This window comes from Thermosynechococcus sp. M3746_W2019_013 (assembly GCF_015296045.1).
GTDB lineage: Bacteria > Cyanobacteriota > Cyanobacteriia > Thermosynechococcales > Thermosynechococcaceae > Thermosynechococcus.
This window is the reverse complement of sequence record NZ_DVDW01000013.1, coordinates 114,341-126,671: the sequence shown is the minus strand read 5'-3', so window position 1 is coordinate 126,671 and position 12,331 is coordinate 114,341. Positions and strand designations below refer to the sequence as shown.

Here is a 12,331-nt window from a genome sequence, read left to right as displayed (position 1 = left end):
TTTTGTGACCCAAGACAGCTTCACCCCCGTTGAATGCCAAGCCCGCGATCGCCTGCGCACCCTTAGGATTCCCCACAAGCTCATTCTCGCCAAGGCGGATCTCTACCCACCAATGGCTGAAGGTATTGCCGTGAGCAGCACAACGGGTCAGGGAATTCCAGAACTGCGACAGCTACTTCAACAGTGGCTACAACAGGAGGCTCCTCAAGCCCGTGCTCTACGAATTCTCCACCAAGCCAGTCAAGTTGAACAGAGCCTCGGGGCAGCTCTTGGCCCCCAAGACACGTCGGCATGGTCTTGGTTAACCGCACAGATGGTGGCTAGCCTACTGCTGCCGGGGGGATTTTTCGATGTGGTGCTGGCCATGATCAGTACCCTTGCTTATATCCGCAAAGCGTGCCAAGCCTACGGCGTGCCTTTTCCCCTGCCGGCTTTTGGGAGTCTGAGTCAGTTTGTCTTGCTGTGGTATGCGGCGATTTATCTCACCAGTTGGCCAGGCTTAACCTTCGGCACTGACCTCTGGGGAGTCAATACCAATGTTGTTCTACAGGGGGGAGTGATCTTCTGGGGTTACCAACAGATTCGCCGCCGGCTCGACCCCTATCTTCAGCAGGGCTATCAGTGGGGACACCATGGACCCCAACGACTGTTGCAGCAACTCACTCAAACCCGCGCCAATGTAACGGCCTCCGGCTGATCTTGGTATTTGCCCCGCCGTGTTTCATAACTCACATCACAGGGTTCACCTTCAAAAAAGAGCAACTGCACAACTCCCTCATTGGCATAGATACGGCAATCGGCACTGGAGGAATTCGAAAATTCTAAGGTCAGATGGCCTCGCCAGCCCGCTTCTGCCGGTGTCAAGTTGGCGATAATTCCCGCCCGTGCATAGGAACTTTTACCAATACACAGAACCGTGACATTTTCGGGTACCTGTAGCCGTTCTAGGGCGACCCCAAGGCCGTAGGAATGGGCGGGCAAAATAAAAAACATGCCATTGGCATCCTCATGGAGGGGGGCAAATTCTAAATTGGCAGGGTTAAAGTTCTTTGGATCCACCACTGTCCCGGGCACATGGCGAAAGATACGAAACTCCTTGGGGCTGAGGCGAATATCGTAACCGTAGGAAGAAAGACCAAAACTAATCACGGGCTGCTCAGCCACCCGCCGCACTAATGTTGGCTCAAAGGGCTGAATCATGCCTTGGACAGCCATGGCCCGAATCCAAACGTCATTTTTAATCATTCCGCTGCCGCAACCGCACAAACCACCCATGATGTATATTACAGCCCTTTTCCCATGAATAGAACCCACTCAAGACTCGAGGCGCTTTGCTTGGCGCTGACCCCAGCGATAGCCTAATTCAAACCAAATGAGGGAATTGACGAAGTAGATCGCAGCTACAGTGAACCATTGCCCTATCTCATCCACCTCTGGCCAAAGCCACGGCAATAGAACAAACCCAAGGGCGAGACTCACTAGGAAGCCAAGACCCGTACCCCCTGCGATCGCCCACACGATGAACAAGCCACCCAGTTCTAGGCTGTTGGGCAACTGGCGGCGAAATAGCCAAAAATAAAACTGGATGAGGTAGAGATGGGGCCATGTCAGCAGGACAATAACCGCCAGCAAGAGACTGGAGAATAGGCCTGCCATCCTTTCCATCCTTTAGAAAATCCCTTCCCGGAAATGGCCTGATGTGCCCCAGGGTAACCAGTAGGCCCTAAATCCGATCCAAAACTGGAATCCCCAGAAGAGATAGCCCTAGTTTCAGCGTTTGAGCAGTGAGATAGGCAAGAGTTAGACGGGATTGCTTCGTTGGCGCAGTAGCCGAGAGGATAGGGCAGCGATCGTAGAACTGGTTGAAAAGCTGGCTTAGTTCAAAGAGGTATTGGCAGAGGCGGTTGGGCAATAGCTCCGTGCTAACAAGGTCAAGGGTTTCCTCGAGTTGCACAAGGTGTTTGGCAAGGTTTTGCTCGGTCTCATCCTCTAGAAATAGGGGGGTATCTGGTGAGAGGGTACACCAATCAATGTCGCCGCGCCGTGTTAGGCCTTGGACACGCACATAGGCATAGAGGAGGTAGGGCGCAGTGTTGCCTTGTAAAGAGAGCATCTTGTCGTAGCTAAAGACGTAGTTGCTGTTGCGGTTTTGGCTGAGATCGGCATACTTGACAGCACCGATGCCGATCGCCCGTGCCACGGTATCAATAAATTCAGAGGACTCGGTGCGACCTTCGGCAGCAAGACGCTGCTCTAAATCTGCTCGACTACGGGCGATCGCCTCCGTCAGTAAATCGATGAGGCGAATTGTTTCCCCTGAGCGGGTTTTCAAGCGTTTGCCATCCTCCCCCAGGACCAAGCCAAAGGGGACATGGGTTAACGTTACATGGGGCGGCACCCAACCAGCGCGCTGCGCCACCTGAAACACCTGGGCAAAGTGGGTGGACTGCCCAACATCAGTGACGTAAATAATCCAATCGGCTTGGTCTTTGTCAATGCGATAGCGGAGGGCAGCTAAATCCGTGGTTGCGTAGTTGTAGCCCCCATCGGACTTCTGAATAATCAAGGGTTGGGGTTGCCCTTCTTTATTGGTGAAGCCCTCGAGGAAGACCACCTTTGCCCCCTGATCTTCCACCAGTAGGCCGCAAGCAGCCAAGTCCTCAATCACCGCCGGTAAAAAGGGATTGTAGAAGGACTCCCCTCGCTCTGTGAGTTGAATATCCAGCAGATCATAGATCTTTTGAAACTCGCGGCGGGATTGCTCACACAGGAGCTGCCAAGCACGGCGACTCTGCTCTTCCCCTTGCTGAAGTGCGACCACCTTTGCCCGTGCTTTTTGCTGAAATTCAGGATCGCTGTCAAAGCGTTGCTTGGCCTTTTTGTAAAATGTTACTAAGTCCCCCAAGTCAAGGACATTAGCGGTAGTCAGGGCGTCAGGATAAACCTCATCCAAGTAGGCAATCAGCATGCCAAATTGGGTACCCCAGTCCCCCACATGGTTGAGCCGCAGAACATTATGGCCTTGAAATTCAAGAATGCGGGCAATGCAGTCACCAATAATTGTGGAGCGCAGATGACCCACGTGCATTTCCTTGGCAATGTTGGGGCTGGAAAAATCAACCACCACCCGTTGTGGCTCTCGTGCTGGCGGAATGCCCAAGCGATCGCTCCCAAGAGCAGCTTGCAGAGTGGAGGCCAAAAACGCTGGTTTTAGGCGAAAGTTCAGGAAGCCAGGCCCCGCAATTTCAACGGGTTGACAGAGATCCTCAACTTCCAGATGTGCCACAACCTCTTGGGCTAGCTCACGGGGCGCTTTGCCCAGTTGCTTGGCGAGGCTGAGGCAAACATTGGATTGATAGTCGCCAAACTTTGCTTGACTGGCTGGCACTAACAGGGGTTGGGGAAAGGTATCTAGGGGAAGGGCCGCTTGCAGAGCACTGCGGAGGCGATCGCCCAAAACCTTTAGAGGAGCAACCATTAACGTTTGCGCCCCCGTCGTTGTTCTTTTTGCTCCGCCTGCAGACGCCGGCGATCGCGCCACTCAGCAAAGGTCAGATAGCCAATGCCACCAGTCACGACAATTAGTAGCAGCAGAGCCACCAGAATCAAAAGATCGGCCAATGAAGTGGTCATACCCCCAGCCCGATGCGCTACATGCCGTGACGCCCCCAGACCACAAAGGCGATCGAAAGCGTAAAGACACTGAGAACACCCACCCAACCGAGCGTGATAATATCCATAGCATGCAATCCCGAACTCAATGCAGACCCCATTTTAACTCAGATAGATTATCTTTTCCTTATTAGAGGCAGGCCACAGGCAATGATGCAGCGGATGACAGCCATTGAAACCGCGATTGAGCAAGGAAACCTGGCCGCTATTCAGGAGGCGATCGCCAGCGGCCTTGAAATCCCAGCAGAGGCCTTGGCACTGGCAGCAGAACTGGGTCGCATCCAGATTGTGGAGGCGTTGATTGCCGCAGGGGTAGAGGTCAACCAAGGAGACAGTGAGGGTTGGACACCATTGATGGCTGCAGCCGGTGGAGGACATACCGCCATTGTTGAGAAACTCCTAGCAGCCGGTGCCAATGTCAATGCTCAAACGGTCTTTGGTCTGACCCCCTTAATGGCCGCAGCGGCAAAGGGCCAAACGGCTACAGTTAAACAACTGATTGCAGCCGGTGCAGATCTCAACGCCAAGGATCAGAATTCTTGGACGGCTTTGGTGTGGGCGCTAGACGGGAAACATGCCGACGTGGTGGCAGTCATTAAAGCCGCTCGCGCACACTCTTTGGGACCATGATTAGGTATCTAAATCTCTTTTTAGCGGCAGTGCCTGCAGGGCTGCTCATTGCCCAACTCACACGCACCCAGCGCCTACGGGTGGCATTGATTGAGGCTAGTCAAATCGTTGCCCTTGTGGCGATCGCCGTTGTCACCGACTGGCTACTGCTAAAGGGCATTGATCAACTGCAACAGCGGCTCCATAGCAAAGTTAGTCAACACTCCCAACCCTGGTTTTCACTAGTGGCCAGTCTATTGCGCCTGACGTTGCGGGTTTTACTTTGGGCATTAATTTTGTCTTGGGTGCTGCAATCGGTTGAAAGTTTAGCCCCTTGGCAGGGGCACATTGAGAATGCAATTCAGTTCCTCCTGCAGCGAGTCGGGGTTGTCTTTAATACCCCCCTTATAGAGTTGGGGCGAACAAAAATCACACTGAACTTTCTCTTTTTAGTTGTCTTTCTCTTTGTTCTGGTGATTTTTACCTCCCGCTGGATCAGTGAGTGGCTCAAAGACCGAATTCTCGCACAGTTGCGGGTGGATCGGGGCAGTCAAGAAACCGTTACCCGTGTTGTCAGCTATAGCCTCAGTTTTATTGGTTTTATTGTTGTCCTGCAAACAGCAGGCATTGATCTCAGTTCCCTCACGGTGTTGGCGGGGGTTTTGGGGATTGGTTTTGGGTTTGGTTTACAAACCCTCGCCAGTAACTTCATTAGTGGCCTAGCGCTTCTACTGGAGCGCCCCATTAAAGTGGGTGACTTTATCGAGGTAGATGGTCTCTTGGGCACCGTTGAGAAGATCTCTATTCGGGCTACGATTATCCGCACCAACGACAGCCAGTACGTCATTGTCCCCAACAACCGCTTTATTGAAAAGAACGTCGTCAACTGGAGTTACGGTAGCCCCGATAGCCGCATCCATATCCCCGTAAGTGTTGCCTACGGCAGTGATACGGTTCTGGTCACTGAAGCGCTCCTGAGTGCTGCCCGTCAGGATCCGCGCGTCCTACTAACCCCACCCCCTAGCGTTTGGTTTCGCGGTTTTGGGCAGAGTGCCTATCTCTTTGAATTGCTGGTCTGGATTAACCGCCCCCAAGATTCTGAACCCATTAAAAGTGCTCTCAATTTCCTCATTGAGCAAGAGCTACGGCAGCGGCATATTGAGGTTCCCTTTCCCCAGTTGGATCTACGGTTGCGAGATTTGGGGGAACTGCGTTCTTTGACCCAGTATTACCAGCATTCAGAGGCAAGGGACGCCGAGTCCCCGACGGCTGCTGAACCCACTGTTGAAAAAAACCCTCAGGCGAAACTCTCCTTGGCGGATATGCTGCGCAATATCAGTTATTTCTCCCACTGTTCCAATGCCCAGTTGCAAATGCTGATTGAGTTGGGTACTCGCCAGTTTTATGGTAGAGGGGAAGCGATTTGTCGCGAAGGGAGCCCGGGAGATGCCTTTTACATTGTCCTTGAGGGATCAGTGGAAGTGTACTCAGAGCAGTTGGATCAAATCTTAGCCACGCTCTATGGGGGGAGTTTCTTTGGGGAAATTTCAGTGCTGACGGGAATGCCACGATCTGCCACCGTGCGGGCACTAGAGGCAACTTCATTATTCGTTGTCCCTCGCTCAGCGGTACAGCGACTGCTGCAAGCTCACCCCCAATTGGCAGAGGAGATTGCCCATGAACTGGCGGCACGACAGCAGGTGCTTCAAGAACTTGGCCTAGTGAACTCCCAAGAAATCAAAAGCCTGCCCCCCTTGCAGTGGATTCGTCACCGTTTGCAAACCCTCTTTAATGTTTAGAAATGTTTAGAGCGTCAAGCGTTCAATTAATCTCTGGTGTTGGGGAAACTGCTGCTGTAACTGCTGGCGATCGCCCAATTCAAAATCGCGAAAGTCAAATCCCGGTGCCACCGTACAGCCCACCAGACTAAAACTGTCTGGCGTATCCACCGTTGCTCCAAACCATGCCCCCGCCGGTACCACCTGTTGCAATTGCTCCCCCTGATCCAGGTTGATCCCCAACCGTAGGGGCTGGTACTCACCCGTCGGTAGAATCACATGGAGCGTTAGGCTACTGCCTGTGTAAAAGTGCCACAGTTCATCACTGGCAATGCGGTGGAGTCGCGAGCAGGCCGTGGAGGGGAGCAAGAAATAGATGCTCGTACAGTAGGCGCGATCGCCCCCCTGAAAGCCTGAGGGCAAAACTGCTCTGGGAATGCTCCCTGCTGAGCGATAAACCTCGCGGAAATAGCCCCCCTCCGGATGGGGTTGCAGGTCAAGTGCCTCAATCCACGCCTTAGCTGGCCAAGTATTCATACATTTGCCGGCGCCGCCGCCGCAGGTGATCAAGGGCTTGCCGCTCCAGTTGCCGCACCCGTTCACGGCTGAGGTTGAGTTGCTCACCCACCTTGGCGAGGGACCGTTCTTGGCCATCCCCCAACCCGTAGCGCAGGGTGAGGACTTGCCGTTGTTGGGGGGTGAGTTCCGCCAGCCACAGGTTGACCTCATCCCGCAGGGACTCCACTGTGGTAAATTGCTCTGGCGAAAGACTGTCATCCTCGAGCAGTTCACCGAGTTCAGTGTCCTGATTGTCCCCCACACGTAGATCAAGGGAAACGGGTTGGCGAGCAAGGGTCAGGTATTCCCGAATTTGCTCGGGTTCGAGTTCTAGAGCCTCAGCCACCTCAGCAGGCGTCGCACTCCGTCCCAGTTTTTGCGCCAGTTCCCGTTGGGTGCGTTTGATCTTGTTGAGCTTTTCAGTGATATGGATGGGCAGCCGAATTGTCCGCGCCTGTTGGGCGATCGCCCGTGTAATTGCCTGACGAATCCACCAATAGGCATAGGTAGAGAACTTGTAGCCCCGCGTGGGATCAAACTTCTCCACACCGCGTTCGAGACCCAGGGTGCCCTCTTGCACCAAGTCCAGCAATTCAAGATTACGTTTTTGATACTTCTTGGCCACCGAAACCACAAGCCGTAGGTTGGCTTCAATCATTTTTTGCTTGGCGCGTTCGCCGCGCTTGAGGATATTGCGCAATTCCGTAGGCGTCAGATTACAGGCCGCCGCCCATTCTTCAAAAGTGGCTTCGCGTCCGAGTTCTTTGGTCAAGGCATCGCGTTTTTCCCGCAGTGCCATCATTTGCTGCACCTGTTTACCCAGAATAATTTCCTGCTCATGGGTCAGCAGCGGCACGCGCCCAATTTCCTGGAGGTAGGTGCGCACCATGTCGGTGCTAGCGGTGGGGGTTGGCGTTTTAGAAGCGGAGTTCATCATAGCAGCACAGGTTCTAAACACTATTTGGCAAGGAAGAATGTAGATAAAAGATTTATCGAGATGAAGATGACGACTCGTACTGATAAAGCGGAGGTTTGTATAGGGTTAGCCTAGCAAAGGAGAGGGAGTTGGCCTGTATCCTAATCTACTTAGACTTAAATTGTGCCCTGAAAGTTGCCAATTCATAACAGCCAATTCCTGAAATAAAGATTAAACTTTGTCAACTAGAGATGGGGATCAGGAGATCAGCAAGGGCTTTGGGGGCAAATTCGAGCCCAAAAACCCGGCTAAAGGCAGCAACAAACTGCTGCCGGACATCCTCCAGTTGAATGTCGGCACAAAATTGCCGCAGGTTGCCCACCGGGCGATCACCAATGCCACAGGGGACAATGCGACCAAAACCCTTTAGATCGTTCACCACATTGAGGGCAATGCCGTGGAAGCTAATCCAACGGGTCACCTTGATCCCAATTGCGGCCACCTTGTATCCCTCTACCCAAACACCCGTCAGGCCGGCAACGCGCTCCCCTTTAATGCCATAGTGTCCTAGGGTTTGAATTACGACTTCCTCCAACTGGTGGAGATACCAATGCAAATCGCAGCAGTGGCGGCGTAAATTCAAAATCGGGTAGGCCACCAATTGGCCAGGGCAGTGGTAGGTGACATCGCCTCCCCGCTCAATACGCAATACCTCAATGCCTGTAGCTACGGGATCAAAGTGAATGTGGGTGGTGGTTGCCCCTTGGCCAAGGGTGTAGATGGCGGGATGCTCAAGGGTGAGGAGAACATCTGGGGCTGCGGGATTTTGACGGCGCTCAGCCACCAGTTGTTGTTGCCAGCGCCAAGCATCGCGGTAGGGGATGATTCCCAAGGCACAATGCCAACCGAGGGCACTTTTCATAGGGGTGCCAAATTGTCAAGAGCTAGATGATAAGAATTATCACAGAACACGAATAAAGGTGAAGAGCCTCAGGATGCCCTGTAATCCCCGATACGAAGATGTTAGGGTGGAAGTAGATCAGCCTGTTTTGCTCAGGGGAGGCAACCCTATGAGGCTAGTGATTCACGGTAAAAACATTGACATTACGGATGGCATTCGCAGCTATGTGAACCAAAAAATTGAGCGAGCCACCAGTCATTTCCAGAATGTGATTAACGAAGTTGATGTGCATCTTTCCGTGGCTCGTAACCGCAGCACAGCCCCCAAACAAACCGCGGAAGTGACCCTATTTGCTAATGGCTCAGTGATTCGCGCCGAAGAAAGCAGTGAAAATCTCTACGCCAGTATTGATCTCGTTGCTGACAAAATTGCGCGCAAACTTCGCAAGCTCAAAGAAAAACGCCAAGATAAGTCCCGCGCTAAGGACACCAATAGTGTTGTTGAACCTGAAGTGGTGACTGATCTAGTGGGCGATCGCACACCACAACTGCCCGAACAAGTGGTGCGGATGAAATACTTTGCCATGCCGCCGATGACCATCCAAGAAGCCCTTGAGCACCTAGAAATGGTGGATCACGACTTCTATGTCTTCCGCAATCGCGATACGGGAGAAATCAACGTGGTCTATGAACGCAATCATGGGGGCTATGGTGTCATTCAACCCCGGCCCACTTCCAATAACCACCATCACGATACTGCTGATGCCGCTGCCAAAGCCACGGCCAAGGCTAGCCATTAACACAAGAGAGAGGCCATTGGTAGGCCATTGGTGTAAAAGTCCCTCTGCCAACCTAGGAAGTCCCCTAGGGGCGGAGGACCAACTGCCACTCTTGGCTCTGGCGATCGCGCTGCAGTTCGCTATTTTCACCAATCACATAGGGTCCCCAGTAGCGTTTGGAACCATCGAGGGTAAAGGCCAAGACAATATCCCCCGACTGGAGGGTGAGCTTACCTTCGGGCAGTGTTAACAGTAATCCCCTAAGGTTACCTTCCATAGGAGCAAAATCCCAGTGAACTGCCCCGGTGTTGGGATGGGCGCGATCGCGGGCAGCAAGCAAGACCACGCGCACAGGAAAGGCCGTCTGATTACTGACGCGCAGACCATTCGGTTGCGGGTTGCTTGGCACCTGGGGAGTCGGTAAGGGTTCAACAGCAGCGGTTTCTGGTTCTGCCTCCACAATGGGTGGCGGTTGTGTCAGTAGGTCGGGCTCCCACCACAGTGTAAAGTGCAGTTGTGAAAGAATAATCGCACCAATCACCCCGATCAGCACTGCCACGAGGTAAGGCAGAAATTTAATGCGGATAGACATAGGGATAGGTTACTGCGGATGCCGCGCCTTTCTTTCCAGTTTAGAGAGTTGTGGCAGAAGCCGCAGTAACCAAAGGGTTTGATCTCATTGATCTCAATTGCCGGTGCCCTGAACTTCAGAGGAAAGCCGCTCCTGCAAGCGTTGCAAAGAAATCTGAGCTGCTAATGCCACATGGGGATGCTCGTCTTTGGCGAGGTATTCCAGAGCGGCTTGGGTTTTGGGGCTAGGCAGGTTGCCCAGAGCTTCAGCCAGCCGTTGCCGTAGCAACCAATCCTCTGCGGTGACAAAGGGCAAAATATCTTCCACAACCCTGGGGTCGCCAATTTCTCCTAGGGCGGCGATCGCTCCTTGAAGCATCACCACTTCCTCGCTTTTCAGCGCCGATCGCAACACATCTACTGCCCGCGGATCCTTGAGGTTGCCCAGGGCCACAGCCGCACTAAAGCGCACTAACCAATCGGTGTCTTCATAAAAGGCGCGCACTAGAGGTTCAAAGGCACGTCCATCTTCGAGATAGCCCAAGGCACCCGCAGCATCGGCACGAATGCCATAGTCAGGCTCACTCTCAAGCAACTGCACCAGAATTTCAAAGCACTCCGGTGTGGATTTGACACCAAGGGCAAAGACAGCCATTGAGCGAATTTGGAGATTTTCGTCCCAAAGGACTTTTTTAATCAGGGGTACGGCATCCGCAGAAGGGACATCCCGTAGTGCCGCTAGCGCCAGTAGGCGATCGCGGGAGTTGGGACTCTCCAGTTGATGGGCAAGCTGTTCGAGGGAAGGCATGGCAGTAACCTAAAAACTAATTTACAAAAATTAACAATACACTTCCCATTATAGAAAAGTCTCCCCAAAGTCAAACCAGTGGCAACACGCCTGCTGATGTCTTGGGGAGAACTTGCCCACCAACCCGCTCAAATGCAAGTCCTAGGCTGCTTTTGCTTTTTGCAGGAGCTTTTCAACTTGCTTCACTGCATAGGGCAAAATATTGCGAACTGCCCAGCCTGCAGCCAGTAGGACAGGTAACAGGACAATCAGGACACGCCAATCCATACCCATAACCTCCCAAAATGTTTTCTGAAAACTTTATGAATTATTGTACAACCTTCTCTCAGGAGAGAAAGGGGGAGCGCCATGTCCCCAAGAAAAATGCTGACACAGACCTTTTCTAAACCCCCGACAGGCTATCCCTTCTCTAATGCTGAGTTTCCCGCGTTTAAGCATGTTTTGTCCTTGGGAAAGGGTTTGTATGATTGGGTTAATTCCTTTAAGGACAAATCTTGATGGGCGAAGATAAAATGACTCTCCGTGAAAACCAAACAGCGGCTGCTTTGCGTCTCAGTAAAGTGTTGGCAGCTCGCAATCGTTGGCGCACGGGTTGGCAGTCGCTGCGTTCGGTATTGATGCCAATCGCCATGGTCACTGTTGTGGTGGCTTGGGGACTGGATTGGGATGCGCTGGGTGTGGTGGCTGCTCTAGTGCTGGGGGGACTGAGTTTCCCCTTGGTCTGGACTTCGACCTACCACTGGTTTACGGAGGATTTGACGGAACAGCAACGGCAGTTCATTTTGGCCGCATTGGGTCTGAGTTTGACAGTGGTGGCACTCATTGCCATGACTGGGGCGATGGACTGGATTCGGGCACGGTTTCAAGGTACAAATTGGGATGCAGTAGGGGCACTGGCTGAAGGCTTCGGTGCCTTGGGGCAAATTTTGGTGGCCCTCTTGGCGGCCTATGTGGCTTGGCGACAGTATGTCATCTCTCGGGATTTGACAATTCAACAGAACCGCATTACCCAACAGCAAACGATTGACAGTTATTTCCAAGGGATTGCCGACCTCATCCTTGACGATGAGGGCCTATTGGAGGATTGGCCGCCGGAGCGGGCGATCGCCGAAGGACGCACTGCTGCTATCTTGGCGGGACTAGATGCCGAAGGCAAGGCCAAGATTATTCGCTTTTTGTCAGGCGCAAAGCTACTATCGCCGCTGAAGCGCGATCGCCGGCTGGGACGGGCGATTTTTGATGGGTTGGGTGGCTATGAGGAGGACATTGAATACGGTGTGCGGGTGATTAATCTTGGCAGTATGCTAGCGGGTGCTGATCTGAGTGGTACCGACTTGCGCTGGACCGAATTGAGTGATGCCAATCTAACGGGAACACTCTTTCGCAACTGTAATTTGACACGAGCCAATCTCGCAGGTGCGATTTTACAGGGGGCGGATTTCACGAATGCCGATCTCAGTCGTGTTCGCCTATTTTACGGTACAGTCGAGCAGGCTAGTCCCCGCGATCGCTTGAATCCCCCTAACTTTCGCACAGGGGCACAAACCGGTGCAGTGGTCGAGGATGTCAACTTTACCAATGTCAAGAACCTCTCCGAAGAACAACGCTACTATTGCTGTGCTTGGAGTGGCAGCCGTTCCCGCGAAACGATTCCCGGTGGCTGTGAGGGAGTTCCCAATAAGTTGGGACGCTAGCGGCTGCTGGGGTGCGCAATCGGGGGATGCCCTTGGTGTATTATCCA

At 53.0% G+C, this 12,331-nt stretch carries 16 protein-coding genes; 5 read left to right on the top strand and 11 right to left on the bottom strand.

The window, feature by feature from the left end; translation table 11 throughout:
* A partial coding sequence (locus IGQ16_RS02500) for a hypothetical protein (RefSeq protein WP_297060122.1) occupies positions 1–697 on the top strand: 697 nt, incomplete at its 5' end.
* Here the strand turns inward: IGQ16_RS02500 and dcd are convergent.
* The 5 genes from dcd to petN form a co-directional block, all read right to left on the bottom strand.
* The gene (gene dcd / locus IGQ16_RS02495) at positions 664–1,245 is read right to left on the bottom strand and encodes a dCTP deaminase (protein WP_041429276.1); all 582 of its coding nucleotides are present in this window, start codon (positions 1,243–1,245) and stop codon (positions 664–666) included. The two genes, IGQ16_RS02500 and dcd, sit on opposite strands and share 34 nt — an antisense overlap.
* A 69-nt stretch (positions 1,246–1,314) precedes the next feature.
* Positions 1,315–1,656 (bottom strand): hypothetical protein, encoded by a 342-nt coding sequence (locus IGQ16_RS02490; RefSeq protein WP_041429277.1) that lies wholly within the window; start codon positions 1,654–1,656, stop codon positions 1,315–1,317.
* Between the two features lie 67 nt (positions 1,657–1,723).
* Positions 1,724–3,478: an arginine--tRNA ligase gene (argS, locus tag IGQ16_RS02485; protein WP_297040150.1), complete on the bottom strand. Its 1,755-nt coding sequence runs from the start codon at positions 3,476–3,478 to the stop codon at positions 1,724–1,726.
* On the bottom strand, positions 3,478–3,633 hold the full coding sequence (locus tag IGQ16_RS02480) for a hypothetical protein (RefSeq protein WP_024125756.1): 156 nt from the start codon (positions 3,631–3,633) through the stop codon (positions 3,478–3,480). The genes argS and IGQ16_RS02480 overlap by 1 nt, the downstream gene beginning before the upstream one ends.
* 17 nt (positions 3,634–3,650) lie before the next feature.
* Positions 3,651–3,740 carry a cytochrome b6-f complex subunit PetN gene (petN, locus tag IGQ16_RS02475; protein ID WP_011056671.1) on the bottom strand — a complete coding sequence of 30 codons (90 nt, stop codon included), beginning with the start codon at positions 3,738–3,740 and terminating at the stop codon, positions 3,651–3,653.
* 82 nt (positions 3,741–3,822) lie between these two features.
* Here petN and IGQ16_RS02470 point away from each other — a divergent pair, with 82 nt between their 5' ends.
* A complete protein-coding gene (locus tag IGQ16_RS02470) occupies positions 3,823–4,302 on the top strand; it encodes an ankyrin repeat domain-containing protein (RefSeq protein ID WP_024125758.1) in 480 nt (159 codons plus the stop codon).
* Complete coding sequence (locus tag IGQ16_RS02465) at positions 4,299–6,080, top strand: mechanosensitive ion channel domain-containing protein (RefSeq protein ID WP_297060120.1); 1,782 nt, start codon at positions 4,299–4,301, stop codon at positions 6,078–6,080. The genes IGQ16_RS02470 and IGQ16_RS02465 overlap by 4 nt, the downstream gene beginning before the upstream one ends.
* 6 nt (positions 6,081–6,086) lie before the next feature.
* On the opposite strand, the gene IGQ16_RS02460 is transcribed toward IGQ16_RS02465, so the two are convergent.
* The 3 genes from IGQ16_RS02460 to lipB all read right to left on the bottom strand — a co-directional run bounded on the left by IGQ16_RS02460 (position 6,087) and on the right by lipB (position 8,455).
* Positions 6,087–6,596, bottom strand: coding sequence for a cupin domain-containing protein (locus IGQ16_RS02460; protein ID WP_024125760.1), 510 nt, complete (start codon positions 6,594–6,596; stop codon positions 6,087–6,089).
* Positions 6,577–7,554 carry an RNA polymerase sigma factor, RpoD/SigA family gene (locus IGQ16_RS02455; protein ID WP_157869729.1) on the bottom strand — a complete coding sequence of 326 codons (978 nt, stop codon included), beginning with the start codon at positions 7,552–7,554 and terminating at the stop codon, positions 6,577–6,579. Before IGQ16_RS02455 ends, IGQ16_RS02460 begins: the two co-directional genes overlap by 20 nt.
* A gap of 220 nt (positions 7,555–7,774) precedes the next feature.
* The gene (gene lipB, locus IGQ16_RS02450; RefSeq protein ID WP_024125762.1) at positions 7,775–8,455 is read right to left on the bottom strand and encodes a lipoyl(octanoyl) transferase LipB; all 681 of its coding nucleotides are present in this window, start codon (positions 8,453–8,455) and stop codon (positions 7,775–7,777) included.
* A 148-nt stretch (positions 8,456–8,603) separates the two neighbouring features.
* On the opposite strand from lipB, the gene raiA reads away from it, so the two are divergent.
* On the top strand, positions 8,604–9,233 hold the full coding sequence (gene raiA, locus IGQ16_RS02445; protein WP_024125763.1) for a ribosome-associated translation inhibitor RaiA: 630 nt from the start codon (positions 8,604–8,606) through the stop codon (positions 9,231–9,233).
* 64 nt (positions 9,234–9,297) lie between these two features.
* On the opposite strand, the gene IGQ16_RS02440 is transcribed toward raiA, so the two are convergent.
* The 3 genes from IGQ16_RS02440 to IGQ16_RS02430 all read right to left on the bottom strand — a co-directional run bounded on the left by IGQ16_RS02440 (position 9,298) and on the right by IGQ16_RS02430 (position 10,863).
* Entirely contained in the window at positions 9,298–9,804 is a 507-nt protein-coding gene (locus tag IGQ16_RS02440; RefSeq protein WP_024125764.1) for a hypothetical protein, read from the bottom strand.
* 93 nt (positions 9,805–9,897) lie between these two features.
* Positions 9,898–10,590 (bottom strand): HEAT repeat domain-containing protein, encoded by a 693-nt coding sequence (locus IGQ16_RS02435; RefSeq protein ID WP_024125765.1) that lies wholly within the window; start codon positions 10,588–10,590, stop codon positions 9,898–9,900.
* A gap of 141 nt (positions 10,591–10,731) precedes the next feature.
* The gene (locus IGQ16_RS02430) at positions 10,732–10,863 is read right to left on the bottom strand and encodes a photosystem II protein Y (protein ID WP_081711794.1); all 132 of its coding nucleotides are present in this window, start codon (positions 10,861–10,863) and stop codon (positions 10,732–10,734) included.
* A 224-nt stretch (positions 10,864–11,087) separates the two neighbouring features.
* On the opposite strand from IGQ16_RS02430, the gene IGQ16_RS02425 reads away from it, so the two are divergent.
* Positions 11,088–12,284, top strand: a complete 1,197-nt coding sequence (locus IGQ16_RS02425) for a pentapeptide repeat-containing protein (protein ID WP_024125767.1) — start codon at positions 11,088–11,090, stop codon at positions 12,282–12,284.
* The last annotated feature ends 47 nt before the right edge of the window (positions 12,285–12,331 follow it).

What these genes read in the sequence shown, in the direction of transcription:
- petN (WP_011056671.1), bottom strand. Translation starts at nt 3,740, where the DNA reads ATGGATATTATCACGCTCGGTTGGGTGGGTGTTCTCAGTGTCTTTACG.
- raiA (WP_024125763.1), top strand. Translation starts at nt 8,604, where the DNA reads ATGAGGCTAGTGATTCACGGTAAAAACATTGACATTACGGATGGCATT.
- IGQ16_RS02425 (WP_024125767.1), top strand. Translation starts at nt 11,088, where the DNA reads ATGGGCGAAGATAAAATGACTCTCCGTGAAAACCAAACAGCGGCTGCT.
- IGQ16_RS02430 (WP_081711794.1), bottom strand. Translation starts at nt 10,863, where the DNA reads ATGGGTATGGATTGGCGTGTCCTGATTGTCCTGTTACCTGTCCTACTG.
- IGQ16_RS02470 (WP_024125758.1), top strand. Translation starts at nt 3,823, where the DNA reads ATGATGCAGCGGATGACAGCCATTGAAACCGCGATTGAGCAAGGAAAC.
- dcd (WP_041429276.1), bottom strand. Translation starts at nt 1,245, where the DNA reads ATGATTAAAAATGACGTTTGGATTCGGGCCATGGCTGTCCAAGGCATG.
- IGQ16_RS02465 (WP_297060120.1), top strand. Translation starts at nt 4,299, where the DNA reads ATGATTAGGTATCTAAATCTCTTTTTAGCGGCAGTGCCTGCAGGGCTG.
- IGQ16_RS02490 (WP_041429277.1), bottom strand. Translation starts at nt 1,656, where the DNA reads ATGGCAGGCCTATTCTCCAGTCTCTTGCTGGCGGTTATTGTCCTGCTG.
- argS (WP_297040150.1), bottom strand. Translation starts at nt 3,478, where the DNA reads ATGGTTGCTCCTCTAAAGGTTTTGGGCGATCGCCTCCGCAGTGCTCTG.
- IGQ16_RS02480 (WP_024125756.1), bottom strand. Translation starts at nt 3,633, where the DNA reads ATGACCACTTCATTGGCCGATCTTTTGATTCTGGTGGCTCTGCTGCTA.
- IGQ16_RS02440 (WP_024125764.1), bottom strand. Translation starts at nt 9,804, where the DNA reads ATGTCTATCCGCATTAAATTTCTGCCTTACCTCGTGGCAGTGCTGATC.
- lipB (WP_024125762.1), bottom strand. Translation starts at nt 8,455, where the DNA reads ATGAAAAGTGCCCTCGGTTGGCATTGTGCCTTGGGAATCATCCCCTAC.
- IGQ16_RS02460 (WP_024125760.1), bottom strand. Translation starts at nt 6,596, where the DNA reads ATGAATACTTGGCCAGCTAAGGCGTGGATTGAGGCACTTGACCTGCAA.
- IGQ16_RS02435 (WP_024125765.1), bottom strand. Translation starts at nt 10,590, where the DNA reads ATGCCTTCCCTCGAACAGCTTGCCCATCAACTGGAGAGTCCCAACTCC.
- IGQ16_RS02455 (WP_157869729.1), bottom strand. Translation starts at nt 7,554, where the DNA reads ATGATGAACTCCGCTTCTAAAACGCCAACCCCCACCGCTAGCACCGAC.